The organism is Sulfobacillus sp. hq2, assembly GCF_002903155.1.
Classification (GTDB): domain Bacteria; phylum Bacillota; class Sulfobacillia; order Sulfobacillales; family Sulfobacillaceae; genus Sulfobacillus; species Sulfobacillus thermotolerans.
In genome coordinates, this window is sequence record NZ_NWUL01000031.1 from 191,103 (window position 1) to 210,948 (window position 19,846).

Annotated in this window: 19 protein-coding genes and 1 other RNA gene; 19 read left to right on the forward strand and 1 reads right to left on the reverse strand. The window is 51.5% G+C overall.

What is annotated here, in order from left to right:
* Window positions 1-104 precede the first annotated feature (104 nt).
* The 7 genes from ssrS (at window position 105) to CO251_RS07830 (ending at window position 6,442) form a co-directional block, all read left to right on the forward strand.
* A non-coding RNA gene (gene ssrS, locus CO251_RS07800) (6S RNA) lies at window positions 105-289 on the forward strand.
* Between the two features lie 77 nt (window positions 290-366).
* Window positions 367-687 (forward strand): thioredoxin, encoded by a 321-nt coding sequence (trxA, locus tag CO251_RS07805; RefSeq protein ID WP_103375229.1) that lies wholly within the window; start codon window positions 367-369, stop codon window positions 685-687.
* Entirely contained in the window at window positions 684-1,706 is a 1,023-nt protein-coding gene (ltaE, locus tag CO251_RS07810; protein WP_103375230.1) for a low-specificity L-threonine aldolase, read from the forward strand. The genes trxA and ltaE overlap by 4 nt, the downstream gene beginning before the upstream one ends.
* Complete coding sequence (locus tag CO251_RS07815) at window positions 1,706-3,028, forward strand: replication-associated recombination protein A (protein WP_173677081.1); 1,323 nt, start codon at window positions 1,706-1,708, stop codon at window positions 3,026-3,028. The genes ltaE and CO251_RS07815 overlap by 1 nt, the downstream gene beginning before the upstream one ends.
* Window positions 3,029-3,147: 119 nt before the next feature.
* A complete protein-coding gene (locus CO251_RS07820) occupies window positions 3,148-3,903 on the forward strand; it encodes a hypothetical protein (protein WP_103375231.1) in 756 nt (251 codons plus the stop codon).
* The gene (locus tag CO251_RS07825; protein WP_103375232.1) at window positions 3,903-5,684 is read left to right on the forward strand and encodes an FAD-binding protein; all 1,782 of its coding nucleotides are present in this window, start codon (window positions 3,903-3,905) and stop codon (window positions 5,682-5,684) included. The genes CO251_RS07820 and CO251_RS07825 overlap by 1 nt, the downstream gene beginning before the upstream one ends.
* Window positions 5,685-5,689: 5 nt before the next feature.
* On the forward strand, window positions 5,690-6,442 hold the full coding sequence (locus tag CO251_RS07830) for a succinate dehydrogenase/fumarate reductase iron-sulfur subunit (RefSeq protein ID WP_103375233.1): 753 nt from the start codon (window positions 5,690-5,692) through the stop codon (window positions 6,440-6,442).
* Between the two features lie 73 nt (window positions 6,443-6,515).
* Here the strand turns inward: CO251_RS07830 and CO251_RS07835 are convergent, their stop codons facing one another.
* Window positions 6,516-7,739 (reverse strand): nitrate/nitrite transporter, encoded by a 1,224-nt coding sequence (locus tag CO251_RS07835; protein WP_158246234.1) that lies wholly within the window; start codon window positions 7,737-7,739, stop codon window positions 6,516-6,518.
* Window positions 7,740-8,114: 375 nt separating this feature from the next.
* Here CO251_RS07835 and CO251_RS07840 point away from each other — a divergent pair, with 375 nt between their 5' ends.
* From CO251_RS07840 to sigK, 12 genes are all read left to right on the forward strand, one after another.
* Window positions 8,115-8,567: an Rrf2 family transcriptional regulator gene (locus CO251_RS07840; protein ID WP_103375235.1), complete on the forward strand. Its 453-nt coding sequence runs from the start codon at window positions 8,115-8,117 to the stop codon at window positions 8,565-8,567.
* Window position 8,568: 1 nt separating this feature from the next.
* Window positions 8,569-9,627 carry a tRNA 2-thiouridine(34) synthase MnmA gene (gene mnmA / locus CO251_RS07845; protein ID WP_103375236.1) on the forward strand — a complete coding sequence of 353 codons (1,059 nt, stop codon included), beginning with the start codon at window positions 8,569-8,571 and terminating at the stop codon, window positions 9,625-9,627.
* Between the two features lie 12 nt (window positions 9,628-9,639).
* Entirely contained in the window at window positions 9,640-10,110 is a 471-nt protein-coding gene (locus CO251_RS07850) for a PRC-barrel domain-containing protein (RefSeq protein ID WP_103375237.1), read from the forward strand.
* Window positions 10,111-10,323: 213 nt separating this feature from the next.
* A complete protein-coding gene (locus tag CO251_RS07860; RefSeq protein ID WP_103375239.1) occupies window positions 10,324-10,524 on the forward strand; it encodes a hypothetical protein in 201 nt (66 codons plus the stop codon).
* Window positions 10,525-10,543: 19 nt separating this feature from the next.
* On the forward strand, window positions 10,544-11,605 hold the full coding sequence (locus tag CO251_RS07865; protein WP_242968447.1) for an AI-2E family transporter: 1,062 nt from the start codon (window positions 10,544-10,546) through the stop codon (window positions 11,603-11,605).
* A gap of 77 nt (window positions 11,606-11,682) precedes the next feature.
* On the forward strand, window positions 11,683-14,301 hold the full coding sequence (gene alaS / locus CO251_RS07870; RefSeq protein ID WP_103375240.1) for an alanine--tRNA ligase: 2,619 nt from the start codon (window positions 11,683-11,685) through the stop codon (window positions 14,299-14,301).
* A 28-nt stretch (window positions 14,302-14,329) separates the two neighbouring features.
* A complete protein-coding gene (locus CO251_RS07875) occupies window positions 14,330-14,605 on the forward strand; it encodes an IreB family regulatory phosphoprotein (protein ID WP_103375241.1) in 276 nt (91 codons plus the stop codon).
* A complete protein-coding gene (ruvX, locus tag CO251_RS07880; protein WP_103375242.1) occupies window positions 14,598-15,341 on the forward strand; it encodes a Holliday junction resolvase RuvX in 744 nt (247 codons plus the stop codon). The genes CO251_RS07875 and ruvX overlap by 8 nt, the downstream gene beginning before the upstream one ends.
* A 23-nt stretch (window positions 15,342-15,364) precedes the next feature.
* A complete protein-coding gene (gene mltG / locus CO251_RS07885) occupies window positions 15,365-16,411 on the forward strand; it encodes an endolytic transglycosylase MltG (RefSeq protein WP_242968450.1) in 1,047 nt (348 codons plus the stop codon).
* A gap of 61 nt (window positions 16,412-16,472) precedes the next feature.
* Window positions 16,473-17,684 carry a hypothetical protein gene (locus tag CO251_RS07890; RefSeq protein WP_103375243.1) on the forward strand — a complete coding sequence of 404 codons (1,212 nt, stop codon included), beginning with the start codon at window positions 16,473-16,475 and terminating at the stop codon, window positions 17,682-17,684.
* A gap of 87 nt (window positions 17,685-17,771) precedes the next feature.
* The gene (locus CO251_RS07895; RefSeq protein WP_242968451.1) at window positions 17,772-18,539 is read left to right on the forward strand and encodes an A/G-specific adenine glycosylase; all 768 of its coding nucleotides are present in this window, start codon (window positions 17,772-17,774) and stop codon (window positions 18,537-18,539) included.
* A 312-nt stretch (window positions 18,540-18,851) separates the two neighbouring features.
* Window positions 18,852-19,556: an RNA polymerase sporulation sigma factor SigK gene (gene sigK / locus CO251_RS07900; RefSeq protein WP_103375244.1), complete on the forward strand. Its 705-nt coding sequence runs from the start codon at window positions 18,852-18,854 to the stop codon at window positions 19,554-19,556.
* Window positions 19,557-19,846: the final 290 nt, after the last annotated feature.

The following is a 19,846-nucleotide window of genomic DNA, read 5'->3' on the forward strand; positions in this document are numbered from 1 at the left end:
GTGCTTCGGGCCTGAGTTTTCTTCCTGTCGTTTCCCGTAACTGGCAGAATGAGGTTCGGGATGACAGTTGCATTGAGCGTCCGCGCTTATTATAATAGAGCCAACAAATCCGGCTGTGTACGTGAAGACGACCGATATGTTTTGAGCCAACATCAGAACATAGGGAACCTGATCCGCAGTTAATGGCCGTCCGGCCCTGAAGTTAGGGGACTGCGAAAGTTAACGGGAGGTGCCCACCTGCGTAATGCAGGTTCAAAACGTCGGGGTTGCACGGCATGGCGGGGCTAAGAAAGAGAGGATAGTTCGCTATCTTCTCTTTCTTTGTGTTCCCTGGTATCATCGAGGGTGAAATTGGAGGCGAATGTTTTGGCAGATAATGTGGTCACCGTAAATCAATCTAATTTTCATTCCGTGATTAGCAATTCAACCGTCCCTGTTGTAGTCGACTTCTGGGCGGCTTGGTGCGTGCCGTGCCGTATGATTAGTCCTATTCTTGAAGAAGTGGCTCAAGAGCGGCAGGGGAACATCACCGTTGCGAAGTTGAATGTTGATGAAAATCCTACGATTGCCGCGGAGTATGGCGTCATGAGTATCCCTACCTTAATTAAGTTTCAAAGTGGACAGGAAACCTCGCGCGTTGTAGGAGCTTTGCCGAAAGCACAGCTTCTCAAGAAGTTGGGTTTATGAAAAAAGTGGTGGATTTGCGCTCAGATACGGTCACGAAACCGACGGCGGCCATGCGTGATGCGATGTTTCAGGCGGACGTCGGTGATGATGTCTACGGGGAAGATCCCACCGTGAATCGGTTGGAAGAAGAAACGGCTAGACTGTTGGGCAAGGAAGCGAGCCTTTTTGTGCCATCGGGGACGATGGCTAATCAAATCGCTTTGCTAGCTCATACCGAGCGCGGCGATGAGGTTTTTATCCACCGGGACAATCACATTTATTTTTATGAAGGTGGCGGAGCGGCCATGTGGTCGCAAGCCACCTTTACCCAATTGGCAGGAGAAGAGGGCCTGATGGATCCCGAGGAACTGAATGACCGCATCCGCCCAACCAATATCCACCATCCTCGGCCCAGGTTACTGGCTTTAGAAAATACGCATAACCGAGCGGGCGGCGCGGCGTTATCTCGAGAGCGCATAGCGCCCATCATCCAAGTGGCACGGGCGCATGGTTTGGCCGTTCATCTTGACGGTGCACGGATTGCTAATGCCGCCGTAGCTTTGGGGGTTTCGATTGCCGTTCTAGCTGCTGATATGGACTCAGTGTCCATGTGTTTGTCGAAAGGATTAGGAGCGCCGGTGGGTTCGGTGTTGGCCGGACCCAGAGGTTATATTGAGCGGGCGCGTGTCTACCGGAAATGGTTGGGGGGTGGAATGCGGCAAGCTGGCATTTTAGCGGCTGCGGGCTTATATGCGCTAGAGCACCATATTAATCGGTTGCAGGATGATCATAGACGAGCTAAGCGTCTCGCTGATGCACTGCGCGAACAGGGCTTTTCCGTTAGTTTACCATCGGTGCCGACAAACATGGTCATGGTCGATCTGGAGCAGCCAGCTGATTTGGCCATTCAATTTCTAGCGCGTCAAGATATCTTGGTGGGCGCCATGGGGCCCAAACGCTTGCGTTTAGTGACCCATCTTGATGTAAGCGATGCAGATATCGACCGGACAATCGCGGGATTTGTTCAATTGAAAGGCTGATGGCAGTGTCATACGATTTGTTTGCACAATCTGGCGACAAGAGTCGTGAAGCACAGGCACCGTTAGCCTGGAAGCTGCGCCCACGAACGTTGGATGACGTCATTGGACACGAACATCTGACGGGACCACAAGGCCTTTTGCGTTCCCTAGTGGCTTCCTCACTGCGCTCCGTTATTTTTCATGGGCCGGCCGGAACGGGGAAAACGACTTTAGCTCGGATTCTTGCGGATCAAACGCACGCAGCCTTTGCCGCCTTGTCTGCCATTGATATAGGAGTTAAAGAAATTCGGCAAGAGGCGGAACGAGCTAAAGAGCGTTGGCAATTGCGCGGGTCAGGGACCGTCGTGTTTATTGATGAAATCCACCGTTTAAATCGCTCACAACAAGATGTATTGTTGCCCTTTGTCGAAGATGGCACATTCGTGTTAATTGGCGCGACCACCGAAAACCCTTGGGTATCGATTAATCGAGCGCTATTGTCCCGCTGTTTGTTGATCGAACTGAAGACTTTAAAAGTGGAGGCCATTGTTCAAATTTTGGAGCGCGCATGGGCGTTGCGGATGACGTGGTGGCATGAGGGGGCCATTGATGATGGCCTCTTTCACCAAATCGCGGAACGGGTGGGAGGCGATGCCCGGCTAGCGTTAAGTACGCTTGAACACATGGCATTATTGGCGGACACGGTGCCAACCAATGTCCTCACGATAGCCTTAGGTGACCGTGTGCTGGCCTCGAGTGTTCATTATCATGACCGCGCGGGCGACGCGCATTACGATCTCACCTCAGCGTTCATTAAATCAATGCGCGGCTCCGATCCCGATGCCGCACTTTATTGGTTTGGGCGCCTCCTCGCAGGGGGAACCGACCCTCGCTATGTCATGCGGCGCATCTTGGTTCATGCCGCGGAGGATGTGGGATTGGCAGACCCGATGGCTCTTGTGGTGGCTCAAGCGGCGTGGACGGCGCTTGAAGCGGTGGGCCTTCCCGAAGCGCGCATTCCCATGGCTCAAGCCGTCTTGTACATTGCGTCGGCTCCCAAATCTAATTCGGTGGTCACAGCACTGGCGGAACTGGACAGTGCCCTCGAACGTTGGCCTCAGGCAGCGGTGCCTAGCTACTTACGCGACAAACATTATGCTCCGATGGGTGCCAGCGCTCCCCTTTATCAATATCCTCATGATTTTCCTATGCACTATGTTGACCAAGCCTATTTACCCGATGAAATGGCAGGCTTACGCCTATACCATCCTTCAGACCAAGGTTCTGAAAGAGTGCGTGCTCAGAAGTTAGCGGCGCTTCGTCAAGGGCGCCATAATATCTGAATCTTTTGCCTAAAAACACAAAAGAAATTACACAAATCGGGTTAGGTTATACTTTAAACGTCTTGAAGCTGCCACATGACACATCGGTAGCAACAAAACGCTGTCAAGAGGGGGTTGCCATGGCACAGACAAGCCAACCCGGCGTCAATCATCCCAAACCTCGCTTAGGGAAGATGCCCTATTGGGTGGAGCCGGTTTTTACACTAATAGCATTTAGCGGATTTGTGATTTATGCGTTATGGGAAGTGTTATTTCATAACACGGGAACGTATCACAATTATGTGTCACCGTTTTTTTCACCGGACATTGCTGGGTGGTTTGGAGTTCACATCTTAACCGCGTTGTATGTCGCGTGGATGCCATTTGTTTTTCGTTTCTCGTGCTATTACTATCGTAAAGAGTATTATCGTGCCTTTACATTCCATCCATTTGGCTGTGCGGTCCCAGAACCCAAATCGCATCAGACGCGTCCCTATAAAGGGGAATGGAAAATCAATAACTTGCATCGCTATACGTGGTTTTTAGCGGTGTTCGTCTTAATCTTTTTGTGGAAAGATGTCGTGCAAGCGTTTATATTCCCTAACGGCTTTGGCGTGGGCGTGGGGTCTTTGATTTTGTTGGTGAATGCGATTTTGCTAACCGGCTACACGTTTTCGTGCCATGCGTGGCGCAATATGATTGGCGGCCGTAAGGACTGCTTTTCGTGTACAGCACATGGTAAAAAGCCTGTAAGCTATGGCATTTGGCGCCGTGTATCGGCCTTAAACGTCTTTCACGGCTGGTGGGCTTGGGCTTCGATGTTCTCTGTATGGATTGCCGACTTATACGTGCGCTTGCTTATTATGGGCGTAATTCACGATGTGAGGTTATTCTGATGAATATCGAGACGATGGAAACCCATGCATTTGATGTGTTGGTATTAGGATCCGGAGGCGCTGGATTGCGCGCTGCGGTGGAAGCGGCTTCTGAGGGTGGAGTCTCTGTGGCCATTGTCGGGAAATCATTGTTAGGCAAAGCGCATACGGTCATGGCTGAAGGCGGAGCGGCAGCGTCCATCGGCAACGTGGATGCCCCGGATAGCTGGCAAACGCACTTTTATGACACGATGAAAAGCGGCCATTATATCAATAATTACCGGACGGTCGAAGTGTTTGCCAAAGAAGCACCGGCACGCGTACTGGAGCTTGAGCAGTGGGGAGCGGTATTTGACCGGACGCCGGAAGGTCGGATTATGCAAAGAGCTTTTGGTGGGCACTCTTTCCGCCGCTTAGCCCATATTGGTGACCGGACAGGGATGGAGCTTTTGCGAACGCTGCAGTATAAGGCGATTTCTATGGATATCAAGGTATTCCAGGAAGTGACGATTACTCGACTCCTTATGGATGGGAGCCGCGTGGCAGGAGCTATGGGTTACTACCGGGCCGATGGTCATTTCATTCTCCTTAAAGCTAAGGCGATTGTCTTAGCGACCGGTGGTTGGGGCAAAGTGTATAAGGTGACATCAAACTCTTGGGAAAGTACCGGCGATGGGGCGGCTATGGCGTACCGGATCGGAGCCGATTTGAAGGATATGGAAATGGTGCAGTTCCATCCAACGGGGATGGTCTGGCCTCCGGGCGTGGCGGGTTTATTGGTCACGGAAGGAGTGCGTGGCGAAGGTGGGTTGCTCTATAATTCTGAAAAAGAGCGCTTCATGAAGCGTTATGATCCAGAGCGTCAAGAATTGTCAACGCGTGATGTTGTGGCTCGGTCCATCTTTAAGGAAGTCCAAGCCGGACGGGGCACACCCCATGGGGGCGCATGGCTCGATATCAGTCACAAGAAAGCCGACTTTATTAAACAAAAGTTGCCTGGAATGTACGAGCAGATTCTTACCTTAGGGGATATCGACATTACGAAGCAACCCTTTGAGGTGGCACCCACGTGTCATTACCAAATGGGCGGGGTGCAAGCACACGCCGAAACCTGTGCAACAACGGTGCCTGGGCTGTTTGCCGCGGGAGAGGTGGCTTGTGGATTGCACGGCGCCAACCGGCTGGGCGGAAATTCCCTCGCGGATATCCTCGTCTTTGGCCGCCGTGCAGGTATTGCGGCGCGTGATTATGCTACCTCTCTTAAGAAGGCTCCTGAGATTGATGACACGCAAGTGGAGGCCGAGGTGGCCAGGATTTTGGAGCCATTTAATCGCCCTGACGGGGAAAATCCCTATGCGATTCATCAAGAGCTGCAAGAAGCCATGTCGACCCATGCGGCGATTGTACGTTCGGAAGACGATCTAAAGGTCGGACTCAATAAGATCCTCTCCCTTAAGGAACGCGCGAAACGGATGGGAATTAAAGGCGGACGAGTCTACAATCCGGGATGGCATGCAGTGTTCGATGTCGAAAATATGCTGCTTTTGAGCGAGCTCATTGTCCGCGGAGCCCTTGAACGGAAAGAAAGCCGTGGCGGACACTGGCGTTCTGACTATCCAGACGAGCTGCCGGAGATGGGGAAATGGAATTTTGTCCATCAATATTCTGAGGACGGAGACCGTATTACGCGGGTCCCAGTACCCGAAATGCCTCCGGAATTGGCGGAGATCTGCGCTCGTCCCGTCGCGCCCGGCCGGGAAAAGGTTGCGGGATCGTCTCAAGTCCCACCAAGAAAGGAGTAGTCGCCATGGCTGATGAGTTTATCCTCAGCATCTTTCGGGGTGATGCTGACGGAGGCCAAGAAGTTGAATACCGAGTGCCGCGCGTAGAAGGAATGGTGGTGTTAGACGCGGTGCACCATGTTCAAGCCCATGAGGCGCAAGATTTAGCCGTTCGCTGGAACTGTAAAGCGGCCCATTGCGGTTCCTGTTCGGCGGAGATCAATGGTGTCCCGAAACTCATGTGCAAAACGCGTCTTGATGAGTACGAAGGCCAAACGGTTCACATTCAACCGATGAAGACGTTTCCAATCATTAAGGATTTGGTGACCGATGTGTCGTGGAATTATGAGGTCGCCAAAAAAATTCCTGCATTTCACCCCACGGTGGCGGCGCCATTCCGCATGCAGCAATGGGATGTGGACCGAATTCAGGAATTTCATCATTGCATTGAATGTTTTCTGTGCCAAGATGTCTGTCATGTGCTGAGAGACCATCAGGAGAAAAGTCAGTACTACGGACCGCGGTTTATGGTGAAGATGGCTGAATTTGAAATGCACCCCATGGACCGCGCGGACCGGATTCCTCAAATTAAAAACGAGGGCGGAATTGGTCTGTGCAACGTGACGAAATGCTGTACGAGTGTTTGCCCACAGCATATTCATATTACCGACAACGCTATTATCCCGTTGAAAGAGCGAGTGGCTGATCGCTATTACGACCCGATTCGAAACTTTTTCCGCAAGCTCGGCGGAAAAGGAGACGAGTCGCAACCCGAATAAGGTATACCAATATGACCCGCCAACACGTTTTGGGTGTTGGCGGGTTTGCTATATCCAGATGAGAAAGGTTGGTTTATGCGCCCACCGCAGATTTTTTCCTGGCTTTACCGGCGATTTTCAAGGTGCCCAAGGTTCCTAAAACGCTAAATAGTGTCACATAAGCCAAAGCCCATTGGTCACGAGCGCTAATATCCAGGCCCGGCCCCGCCGACAGAAGAAATCCGATGCCCCAAGGAACACACACGGCGGAAAGAAATCCTGCGGTATTCGCTATGCCGGAGGCCAGCCCAATATTGTTGGATGTAAAGGTATCGCGGATGACGGCAAACGTCAAAACACTGGCTCCGTTGGCAAACCCGAGAACAAGAAATATTGCGGCGAGAATAAACCGGGGTAAAATCGGCGCAAAGGCTGCAAAAGTGCCCCAGGCGAGAACGTCGACAATGCCGACTAAGACATAAGGGATCTTACGTCCGAACCGATCCGACAAAGGCCCGACAATCGGACCCGCCATTAGTGAACCCAAAAGGGCAAGGGCCAAGTAATACCCGCCTTGAACGGCATTCATTCCATACAGGGTGTGGAGCATAGGTATGGCAAATAGGCTGGCAAAACCCAAAAAAGGCCCCATGAATCCCCAGTGTGCCAGGATAGGAGCCATCATATCCCATGGCTTGTGGAAGACGGTCCGGATGTTGGGACGATAAAGACCGGTAGCTAATGGGGGACGCACGGGGGTGGTGTGCTCTAAAAGCCAGGCGCTAAGGAGCGAGACCACGACTAAGACGACGCCTAAGGCCACAAAAGGCTCACGATATCCGTCGCGTGCAATCCACCAAGCCAAGGGAAATGTCGAGAGTATGGCGCCCAAATTGCCGGACATGCCGACAAAGCCTAGGATGCGTCCAAAAACTCCCGCGTCATACCATTTCCCTAACACGAGGACAATGTTTAACCAGACCATGGCGTCTCCAATTCCTACGATAACACGTGAGAAGATAATGGCATGAAAAGAGGTGCTGGTACCAAACAGGATCGTACCTAAACCGTCACAAAAGGCGCCCAAGGCAAGGAGGCGTTCCGGATGCATGCGCACCGCAAACAATCCCACGGGAATTTGTAACGCCGCATAGGTTAAGTATTGGGCGACTGTCATGAGGGATAGGGTGGTAGGCGCAATTGCATACTGCTCCATTAATTTTTGGGCAATGAGGCCAGGACCTGTTCGCTGCATAAATACTAGACAATACATCGCTGAGACGGTTACGAAAATCAACCAAGCTGTTGAGCGTTTCACAAATATTTTATCGTCCTTTCCCTGCACGATAAAGCGCAGGCAGAGCCTCCTTCCCAGTACTATAGCAGATTTCTTAAGGCGGCTGTGCAATGGCGTTGGAGACGGGAATGTGAAAAACATCACGAATATCCCGGGCATGTGTGCAGCTATTTGACGAATGGTGGTAAAATATTAATAACGAATCCGTTTATGGCTGCGGGATTACGGAGAGGATGAGCTTCTTCATAATGCGGACAAAGTAGTGCTTTATGACTAGTTACTTTGTCGTTTTTAGTGCCCGTATCCAAAAGAATTGAAGAAGTGACGAGATGCCATTGACCATACGGTTGGGCACGTGATAAGTTGAACCAAGAGAGGCAAGAGGGTGGGGGTTACATGATTAAAGTGTCGAGCAAGGGCCGTTATGGTGTAAAGGCTGTGTACGAGCTCGCCTTGCATTATGGCCAAGGGCCCGTTGCCGTAAGTTGGATCGCCAAATCTCAAAACATTTCGGAGCAATATTTAGAACAGTTAATGGGGCCATTGAAACGTGCTGGGGTTGTTTTGGGCATGCGTGGAGCTCAGGGCGGGTATACTTTATCCAAACCTCCATCGGAGATTTCCGTCAGTGATGTCGTTGATGCCGTAGAAGGTCCCATTTCGCTAACGGACTGTAGCTCGGAGGATGCTCAAGGCTGTCCTGATATGGACCATTGTGTGGGGCCAGATGTTTGGAGCCGTGTCCAAGAGGCGTTAGTAGAGACGATGGCGTCGATGAGTTTTCAAGATTTAATTGAGCTGCAACGGGATCACTTTAAACGCAATATAGCCACTTTATTAGGAGGATAGTATGGCGAAAACCGTCGTTGTCGGATTAAGCGGTGGCGTCGATTCTTCGACAGCCGCCGCTTTGCTTTTGGAGCAAGGCTATAACGTGATTGGGGTAACGATGCGCCATTTACCGGCTGAAACCACGAACAGCTGTTGTTCTTTGGAGGCGATGGTGGATGCACGGCGCGTGGCCAAAAAACTGGGTATTCCCCATCATGTAGTAAATGTTGAGCAAACCTTTTTCCAACGGGTCATCGAACCGTTTGAAGAGGGGTATTTAGCGGGTATTACGCCTAATCCCTGCGCAATGTGCAACCGGTATATTAAATTTGGAGCCATGTGGGAGTGGGCGTTAGCACAAGGGGCAGACTTCTTGGCGACAGGCCATTATGTCAGGCGCTATGAAAAAGACGGGGTCTATTACTTGGCGCGTGGCGTAGACCATGCCAAGGATCAAAGTTACTTGTTGTACACCATGACTCAAGATGACTTGGCGCATCTTCTTTTCCCGCTTGGGGAATACTACAAGGAGGATAGCCGAGCCATCGCAGAGCGCTATGGATTAGTAACGGCTCATAAAGCTGAGAGCCAGGAGTTGTGTTTTGTCCCTAAAAACGATTATCAATCGTATTTAGAGACGCATCGGCCCGAGGCTCGCCAAGTGGGCGAGATCGTTAACACGGCTGGACAGGTTTTGGGTCACCACCAGGGGATCGCTTTTTATACCGTGGGCCAGCGGCGGGGTTTAGGGATTACCGCTCGTGAACCATTATATGTTGTCGGTGTTGAGGCTTCGCGCAACCGGTTGATTGTGGGGAGAAAGGAAGAAGTTCAACAGTCTCTCGTCCATGTCCAGGATGTCAATTATGTGATTCCTGGTGTGGAGGGATTATTGCACGGAGAAGCTAAGATCCGGTATAACATGGAGCCGCAACCGGCTTTGTGGGAGGCGGAGAATGATCATGCGCATATTACGTTTCATGACCCGCAATGGGCTATATCGCCAGGACAGGTGGCGGTGCTTTATCAAAACGATGTGTTATTGGCCGGGGGAAAAATTTACGTGCCTCAGTCATAGGAGCGTCTAGCCATGGTGACCCGTTGGCATTTGTTACATTTGCCTGTCAGTATTGCAGGAAGGCGGGGATCATGGGGCTGGGTCGATGATATTTATTGTCGGTGGCCAGATGCCGTGGTGGAGGGTTTTAGTGTTCACACGGCTATCAGCCGCCGATTTGTTCCAGCTGAGGCCATGCGGGTGACCCCCATGGCCTTATTGATTGATACACCAAAATATGCGCAAAAAATGCCGCGTTCGTGGTGGCACCATCGGCGTCGCCAAGTGGTATCCATCAACCAACCCGTGCGTGACCAGGATGATCAGCTCGTGGGACGCGTGAAAGACTTTGTAATTGATGAAAACAGCCTTGCCATTCACCATATCGTCGTCAGCCGAGGATTATTGGAAGACCTCATGACGGGTTCGTTATTGATTCCTGCGCACCAGTTTTCCATTGACAGCAATGGACGGATTAAAATCCACCCGACCGGGGCAAGATAGAGGCATCACGCGATAAGGAGCGAATGCCATGACAGACCCTTTATGCCCTGCATGCCATGGACGCAATGTGGGTCGAGTGGGTACGGGACAGTACTATTGCTGGGAATGCTTTATCGAGTTTTCTGTCAGTCCCCGGGGCCTACGCATGTTTCGTGTGGAAGCAGATGGAGAGCTATCTCGAATTGAGGACTGTGGTCCGGAAGGAGTGATTTCATGAGAAAATACATGTCCGGAATTGTCACGGGAGCTCTGGTGGGGGCAGTGATGGCGGGCGTCTGGATTTTGCGTCGGCCCGCCACAGGAACTTACCGCAAGGCGCTGCGTAGTGCTAGTCATGTTGCGCCTAAGGCGTGGAAAGCTGCACGTGCCGGGGGACGAGGCCTGGTGCATTTAGCGAAGAGGCGACTGGGCTAAATAATCCGTGAAGATCGACGTGAAAATTGATGAGAAGGACAGTTTGGCGGTGGCCAGAGGGCCCCAAAAATATTATCGTTGGGGACTTCTGGCTGTCTTTTGCGTGGGTGCTGTGGCCATTATATGGAGCGCACGGGTGGTTTTGTTGCCCTTTGTGTTTGCCATAGTGATTGCATATCTCGTGGCCCCGCCGGTGGAATGGTTTGTGAAACATCATGTGCACCGAGTGGTAGCCATTTTGTTGGTCTATGCCGCTTTGGGAATGGTTATTACGGGAGTCATTGTCTATATGGTTCCCTTATGGGTTCAAGAGACCGTCAAGATGATCCATTTGATACCCGCTTTGACGAGGCAACTTCAACAGACATGGAACTATTGGTTGATGCGGTTTCACCAAGCGCCCATGCCTCTTTCGGTGCGGCGGGCCATCGATGAAACGGGGGTCCGGTGGGAGAACAAATTATTTGGTTTGTCAAAAACGGTGCTAAGCACCTTGTTTGGGGTATTGCCTGGTCTCCTTAGCCTCATTGTGTCACCTATTTTGGCGTTTTACTTGTTAAAAGACATGGACCGGATTCGTGCCCGCTTTTGGCAAGTTATTCCGGTCAAATGGCATGCCGAGGTGTACGTGTTGGGCTTGGATATTGACCGAGCGCTTAATGGATTTATTCGTGGTCAGTTGTTGGTCGCTCTGGTTGTTGGTGTGTTATCGGGTTTATGGGTGGGGATTTTGGGGATCCCGCTGGCTTTGTTGATTGGCGCGATAGCGGGGATTACGGATATTATTCCGTATGTGGGCCCTATCGCGGGGGCTTTGCCTGCTGTAGTTCTTGCCTTGGACCGATCATCGTGGACCGCCATTTACGCGGTCATCGGATTTGTTGCAATTCACCAACTTGAAGGAACCGTTATCGGCCCCAAGGTCATGGGGGACTCAGTCGGATTACATCCGCTGGTCGTGATTTTTGCCATCTTGGCGGGCGGGGAAATTGGGGGCGTTGCAGGCCTTCTCCTGGCTGTTCCAGCAACCGCCGTAATCAAAGTCGTGATGGCCCATTTATACCGCCGTCTGACAATCTGACTTGACCATGGCAGTTAGGCCCCATTACAATGAGAAAGATTAGCAATGCCTGCGTGTTGCGGCAAGGAGGATTTTCTATGCGTTCTGCCGAAATTCGGCAAAAGTTTCTTGATTTCTTTGCGTCGCATGGACATCACAAGGTTCCGAGTTCGCCCCTAGTACCTGCTCAAGACCCTTCGTTGCTTTTTACCAATGCGGGCATGGTGCAATTTAAGGATGTCTTTCTTGGTAAAGAGGTGCGCTCCTACAAGCGCGCTGTCACGGTTCAAAAATGCATGCGTGCTGGCGGTAAACATAATGATTTAGATCAGGTAGGGAAGACGGCGCGTCACCAGACATTTTTTGAGATGCTGGGAAATTTTTCCTTTGGGGATTACTTTAAACGCGATGCCATCCACTATGCGTGGACGTTTTTGACTGAAGTGTTGCATATTGATCCGCAGAACTTATGGGTCACAGTGTTTGAAACCGATGATGAAGCGTATGCTTTGTGGCAAGAGGTTGCAGGGGTATCACCAGACCGAATCGTCCGGATGGGCGAAAAAGATAATTTTTGGAGTATGGGGGACACTGGACCTTGTGGCCCGTGTTCTGAAATCTTTGTGGACCGCGGAGCCGAGTATGCCTGCAGCGACCATTGCGGGTTGGGCCAGTGTGAATGTGACCGTATTCAGGAAATTTGGAATCTCGTTTTTATGCAATACAACCGTTCTAGCGACGGGGTGTTGACACCATTGCCGCGTCCCAGTATTGATACCGGCATGGGTTTAGAGCGCATTTCCGCCTATTTGCAGGGAGTCAACTCTAATTTTGATACCGATTTACTTCGGCCCTTAATCTCCGCCATTGAGGCGCTTTCCGGCAAAGTCTATGACTCTGGGCCGGAAGGCATGCCGTTTCGGGTGATTGCGGATCATATTCGCGCCATCACGTTTCTCCTCGCTGAAGGCGTGTCATTTAGCAATTCCGACCGTGGCTATGTGATGCGTCGGATTTTGCGTCGGGCTGTGCGTTTTGGTCGTTTGCTTAACTTTCAAGAGCCATTTCTGCATAAGCTCGTTCCTGTCGTTGAGGATGTGATGGGCGGTGCCTATCCAGAAATTCTGGAGGGCGCGGCGCTTATTCAGCAAAGCATTGAGGAAGAGGAAAGACGGTTTCGGTTAACCCTAGAGGCTGGCATGAAGGTGTTGAATGAGAAGCTTGATGCGCTCGAACCTGGCGAAACGCTGTCGGGAGAAGAAGCGTTTGTCCTCTATGATACATACGGCTTTCCCTTGGATTTGACACTGGATGCCGCCGAGGAACGTCACATTGCCGTGGATCAAGAAGGGTTTGACCAAGCGATGGCAAGCCAAAGGGCGCGTGCGCGCAGCGCACGAAGCCATCATCAGGAGGTCCAAAATCTCCCGCAGCTGGATGCCACAGAATTTGTCGGCTATGAGCACTTGACATTAGAGGCCGTCCCGGTTGAACACCTATATATCGGTAATGACGCCGTGACGCGCTTGATGACGGGAGAGTCGGGATGGCTGCAGGTGCCCATCACGCCCTTCTACCCTGAGGGCGGAGGTCAAGTGGGGGATCAGGGCACGATTACAGGACCCACAGGGGTTTTCCGTGTCGAAGATGTGGTCAAAATGCACGGTACCATCTGGCATTATGGGACAGTCTTGGAAGGTTCGGTGCGCGTAGGTGATGAGGTAAGCTTGGCCGTCGATCAAGGCAAACGTGATGATGCTCGGCGCAATCATACAGCAACACACTTGTTACATGCCGCGTTGCGGACGGTTTTAGGCACTGGCGTGCATCAGACAGGATCGTTAGTGGCCCCCAACCGTTTGCGCTTTGACTTTTCCTATCCGCATCCGCTGACACCGGATCAAATTAACGCAATTGAAAATCTGGTGAATGGCTGGATATTAGAGAACATCCCTGTGATGACTCAAGTGATGGCTAAAGAGGAGGCCTTACAAGAAGGGGCTCTGGCATTCTTTGGCGACAAATATGGGGAAGTTGTGCGCGTTATCACCGTGTCTGGAGCAAGTCAAGAATTGTGCGGGGGCACGCATTGTTCGGCGACAGGCCAAATTGGTTTGTTTGCTATCACTGAAGAGAGCTCTGTGGGAACCGGTTCACGCCGTATTGAAGCCGTTACCGGACGCAATGCCGTGAATTGGGCACGCGGTTTGCGCCAGATCGTGCAGGATGTCAGTCAATCCCTACATACCGCGCCGACGGATTTGCGGTCGAAGGTGGAGGATCTTGTCCAAAATAGTAGGAGTTTAGAAAGCCGCCTTGTGGAACTCGAACGCCAACATCGCTTTGCGCAAGGCGTAGCGCTTGCTGAGCATGCTGCTCTCTATGAAGGTCAACGGATAGTGATTGCACAAACAGCCGCCGAAACGGTGGAGGCCTTACGTCAAGTGCTGGATGGTGCCAAGACAAAGGCCGATGGAGTAATTTTAGCGGCAGACCATGGTGAGCGAGCGTCATTAGTTGTATATTTAGGGAAAGATTTGATCGCCCGAGGCCTTGATGCCCGAGCCTTGGTGAAAAGTCTGGCCGTGTTTATTGACGGCGGAGGTGGTGGTCGCCCGGACTTGGCTCAGGCCGGCGGTAAGAATGCTCAAGGAATCACGGGCATGCTAGCCGACGCGAGGCGGCAACTATCCGAAAAACTCGTGGCCGCGGGATAACAAATGATCACAAAGGAGGATGGGGACGATGGGGTCGACAGATGAGACTCGCAGGCTTTGGGGGCGTCAAGAAGCAGCGAACCAGGCTGATGCGGTGTTACGTGAAGTCTATAGTGCCCTGAAAGATAAGGGGTATAATCCCATTAGCCAGCTTGTCGGGTATTTGTTATCCGGCGATCCTGCCTACATCACGAGTCACCAGGGGGCACGCAACTTGATACGGCGTGTGGAACGAGATGAACTGCTAGAAGAACTCTTACGGCAGTATGTCGCCCATGTGGAAACGACCTCGCCCAATGGCTAATTCACGCATAATGGCCTTGGACGTGGGGGATAAATGGATTGGGGTCGCTATCAGCGATGAAACGGCACTTCTGGCCTCCACTAAGCCGCCCATAAAGCGCACTTCAGAGGCTCAAGATGTTGAGCGCATTGTGGCTTTGGTTTCTGAGTGGAATATCAACGAAATTGTGGTAGGCTTACCATTGAACATGAATGCAAGCGTCGGTCCCCAGGCCCAAAAAACTTTGAAGTTCGTCGACGCACTTCGAGCGCAGGTGTCCTGCGATGTGGTGACATGGGACGAACGCCTAACCACGCGACAGGCCGAACGCTTGCTGATTGAACGCGACGTTCGGCGCGAAAACAGAAAAAAATTGGTGGATGGTCTAGCGGCCGCATTGATTTTGCAGGGGTATCTAGATCATAAAAGACACACCCAACCAAGGGAGGACATCACAATGGCGGATGACAAAGATTTGTTAGGGCATGGACCTGAGGAAGAGGACGAAATAATTACGTTGACGGATGAAGACGGTAACGAACATGAATTTGTTGTCGTCGATGTCATTGAGGTCGAAGAACAGGATTACGCGATTTTATTGCCAATTGACACAGAAGAAGACGAAGAAGCTGAAGCCGTGATTTTGCGTTTGGAAAAGGACGACGACGGTGATGATGTATTGGTGGATATCGAGTCGGAGGAAGAATGGGAGAAAGTAGCTCAAGCTTACGAAGAACTTTTGGATGAAGATGAGTAAGTGCATGAGTCGGGAGGGAAGCGTTGTTGTTGCCATCCCGTAACCTCTATCAGCTTAATCGGCGGCCTAATCGGCGCGTCTGGACAATGCTAGGGACGGCGGCTTTACTAGCCGTCCTTTTGTCTGGACTATGGGTTTGGCGCCAGTTACAGCCTGTGAACCGACATGATTCCCATCCCCAATATGTGAAGGTTCAATCCGGGCAGAGCGCGTCGTCCATTGCGCGTGTTTTGCAAAAACGCGGTCTAATACGTTCCGCTCTGGTATTTCGCATTTTGAGTCGCACGTCGCATCTATCGCGTTCGCTGGAAAGCGGAGTCTATCGTATTCGTCCGAGTGAAACCCCTCAGCAGATATTGCAAGCGATGCGAACTGGCGAGGTGGTCACTATTCGCGTAACGATTCCCGAGGGCTATACGGTCCAACAAATTATTACCCGATTGGTCGCGGCGCATATTGGGTCTAGTCCCGCAACCTACTTGTCATTACTTCAACATCCATTGCCTGGAATGCCAGCTCCGGCACCGGGTGTGCGAGACCCCTATGAAGGTTATCTGTTTCCTGCCACCTATAAATTTGCCTATGGGACGACCCCCGCGCAGGCCTTAGCCATTATGTGGCAGACTTTCGAGCGCAAGGTGGAGCCGCTCTATTCCAAAGATCGCACGTCATTGAGTTTCGTGCAGTGGGTGACCCTCGCATCGATTGTGCAGCGGGAAGACAAGGAACCGCAGGAAGCGTCTGGTATTGCTGGAGTGTTCGTCAACCGACTTGTGGCAGGAATGCCACTACAAAGTGATGCAACGGTTCGTTACGCGTTAGACAATAGCATTCGTGGACCATTAACGTACACCAACCTAACCGTGGTCTCGCCGTATAATACTTATTTACACAAAGGATTGCCTCCTGGTCCCATAGCCAACCCAGGTATTGTGGCCCTAAAGGCGGCATTAGATCCCAAGGCCGAACCGTATTTATATTTCTTAGCGTTGCCTGACGGACGTGTACTATACGCAACAACATATGCCCAGCAATTGGCCAATATCGCCTATGTCAATCAACATCCTTAAGTATTAAATTGAAAAATATGGAAAAACTCCTTAGTAGAATTATACGAAGGGAGTTTTTCTTGTGCAGTGGACACGCCGTATGTGGACAACAACGTCAGCGGCCGTTTTGGTGGGAATGATAGTGCTCTCCTGGTGGTTTTTGGGGCGCCCAACGGAACCCACGGGTTTTTCTTCGGTGCCCACGATGGTGACAAATCCCGTCAGCAATATCATGGTGATGGGAGCCCATGACCAGCCGCTGACTACTAGGCGGTGGGTGCCCGCTTTGGTTATCGTGCCATCACGGCTCCCCGCTTGGGCACAGCGTGAATTGTCTTCGCGTTATACCATTAAAGGCAAGCGTTTAGCCCAAGTTCTTTGGGACGGACATTCCCATTTTTTTCAAGAAGCGTTGCACTGGGATATTGATGGCCTCTATCCTACAAAACTTCAAGTCGTTATGGCCCGCCATGGCATACCCCAAACTTTTACCGCGCGCGTTGCGGGTCAAGCGTGGCATAATGACGTCGTAGCGTGGAATGGAAACGGCTTTGCGAGCCCAAAACGGACGATATGGACGACAGTGAATCCGAGCTTTATCAATCAAGTGACCTCGGCACTCCCCGGAGGAGGCAGCGTTGTCGCTGTGACTGGTGACGGTGGGCTTCTTGGACAAGTAGGGTCTCCAGCCGGCCGTGCCATAAGTTGGCAGCCGCACCCAGTGGGGCAGGCGTTAACGCCCCTCATGATGGCCTTAGCGTTAATGAACCCGCATGTCATTAAGGGACTGTCTATCAGTCTACCGGAACAAGTGTTACCGAGTCTTGCTCAGCACTGGGGAAACAAAGGAATAGCGCACGGATTGAAGATTCTAGGGTGGGACGATCAGGGGACACTTCCCGGCCAACTGCTACCTAATCCTCCTCTTCCGCACATGACTAGCGCAGTGATGACCACAGGACGGGATCTGTGGGGCACTCCGGATGAGGTCGCCCATGCTTATCTCCCTTTTATCACAAGCGGACGGCTCGTGCCTCTACACTGGAATGTGGAGAAAGCAACGGCCATAAGAGGTCCAAAGATTGTGACGCCCCAGATCCTAGAGGAAATTAATCGCGCGATTCCTACTGAGGTTGTGGGCGGCATTGTTTTTCATGTATGGCGGCCAGATGCGAATTTCGCTATAGCGTATACAACCTACCACCAAGGAATGGTCCTTGTATTGGAAGGGCCTGCAACAGCGCAAACGCTGACCCTTGTCGACCGTGCGGGCGCGTGGCTGGGGCAGGGATAAAATGCGCTATGAAGTAGGAAGAAAGCCGTAAGCTCATAAATCGGCGGAGAGTCTCCCGGAATACGGGAACGTGCAGGTTGACTTGAAATGTGGTCTGGGGTCGATTACAGTGAGATTATGAAACGAATTAAGTATAAAGCCGACCTCGATGCTCAGCAGTTGCAGTGGTTTCAAAGGCAAGTACTCGACTGGTATCGTAGAGAAGGGCGTGATCTTCCGTGGCGGAAGACAATGGACCCCTATCATATTGTGGTGTCGGAAATTTTGCTGCATCAGACCACTGTTAAAACCGTTCAACCGATATATGAGAAGTTTCTTGATACCTTTCCCACTATACAGGATCTTGCCGCGGCACCACTGGAAGCCGTCAAGTATATTACCGACCCGTTGGGATATAAAGTGCGGGGTTCGTGGTTGCATCAAATCGCGCAAACGGTTGTGAATGACTATGCGGGTCAATTTCCGCAGACCTTAGAGGAATTGCTCGCCCTGCCGGGCATAGGGCGGTATACCGCGGGGGCTGTGCTGTCATTTGCGTTCGGAAATGATGCCCCCATTGTCGATACCAATGTCAACCGCTTCATCGGTCGTTATTTTGGTATTGAGTACAAACGCACGAATGCTGAAATTCAACATCAGCTGTGGGCCGTGGCAGAGGCTATTGTGCCGACTGGCCAGGCCCGGGAGTTTAACAATGCCTTAATGGATATGGGCGCGATGGTGTGTACAGCACGCAAGCCGTACTGCCTGGTGTGTCCGGTATCCCAAAGCTGTATACAGTTGCAAGATGATGGCGTGCGGGCTGCCGAAGAGCGCGTGCAATACCGGATCCGAGAGCGTGCCCAGGGCTCGTAACAGAATCCCCATGGTTTCGAATAAGGTGTTCCTCGTAGGTGACCGGATACGGTTTTCTAGGAGGGTCAATGGCAATTATTGCGGCGGACTTCCTCACTCATGGAGATGAAGTCCGTTTTTGTATTGAGAAGCTGGGTTGAGCCCTCTTTCTTTACTCTTTAGGCGCGATGGGTTCTCATCCGTCCGAGATGGACGGCTATGGGGCTATTCGGTTAGAGATTTCTTGTGGTGACATGCACAGTCGTCATGATGCCTTCATATCATGAGGAGGCAACGAATTTGTGCGTGTACACGCGAGGGGGCGTGAGAACCATGGGTTTAGGATTGTTAGCCTTAATTGCCGCAGCCGCGGTCCAAGGGGCCATCTGGCTTTCAGGATATATTGGAGGCAATGCGTTCCCTCAACCTCTGTCTGATTTAGAGGAAAAGGAAGCCCTTGAAGCGATGCAACGGGGCGATTTAGAGGCCCGGCAGCGACTAATCGAACACAATTTGCGATTGGTTGTGCATGTCGTGAAAAAATACAATAATAAAGGAACGGATCCCGATGACTTAATCGGTATTGGCGCCATCGGTCTCATAAAAGGTATCGACACCTTTAACCAAGCCAAGGGGACTCGGTTGGCAACGTACTGTGCACGATGCATTGATAACGAGGTATTAATGCACTTGCGCAATCAAAAGAAAGTTAAAAATGAGGTCAGTATTTATAGTCCCATTGGGATTGACCGCGACGGAAATGAAATTCTGCTCATGGATGTTTTAGCGGGTGGAGAGGAAGTTCCCGATACGGTCGAGGTCAGCATGATTATGGAGTGGGTCACGCAGTTTGTCGAGAGTTTGACGCGAAAAGAACGTTTGGTGCTCAATCTTCGATTTGCACTCAATGGGCAATCTCGGCGGCTAACTCAAAGAGAAATTGCCGATCGTCTAGGAATCTCACGCAGCTATGTCTCGCGCATTGAAAAACGGGCCGTCGAAAAGATTTTAGCCGCCTTAAGTCTTCCTGACGCCTAATGAGAGATGGTTGAAAAGTGCATTCAATTATGAACCCGTCTGCACCGAAGCATCTCCCATGTCAGCGTGAGTCAAGGGCGTATCGTGCGACCATATTTGCTGTTCTTTTCGTGCTAGCGACGGATGCGTGATACCAGTTGGCGGCAGGATTCAAAGCCGCCTCTGCCGCTATAAGCTGGGGTCCGTCCAATTATAATTCACAGCGAACACCATCATTCAAGGAAAAACCAAGGAAAAATTCATGTTGGGCGAGACAGAGCCCACCAGTGTATTGCGAATCCCAACGAAAC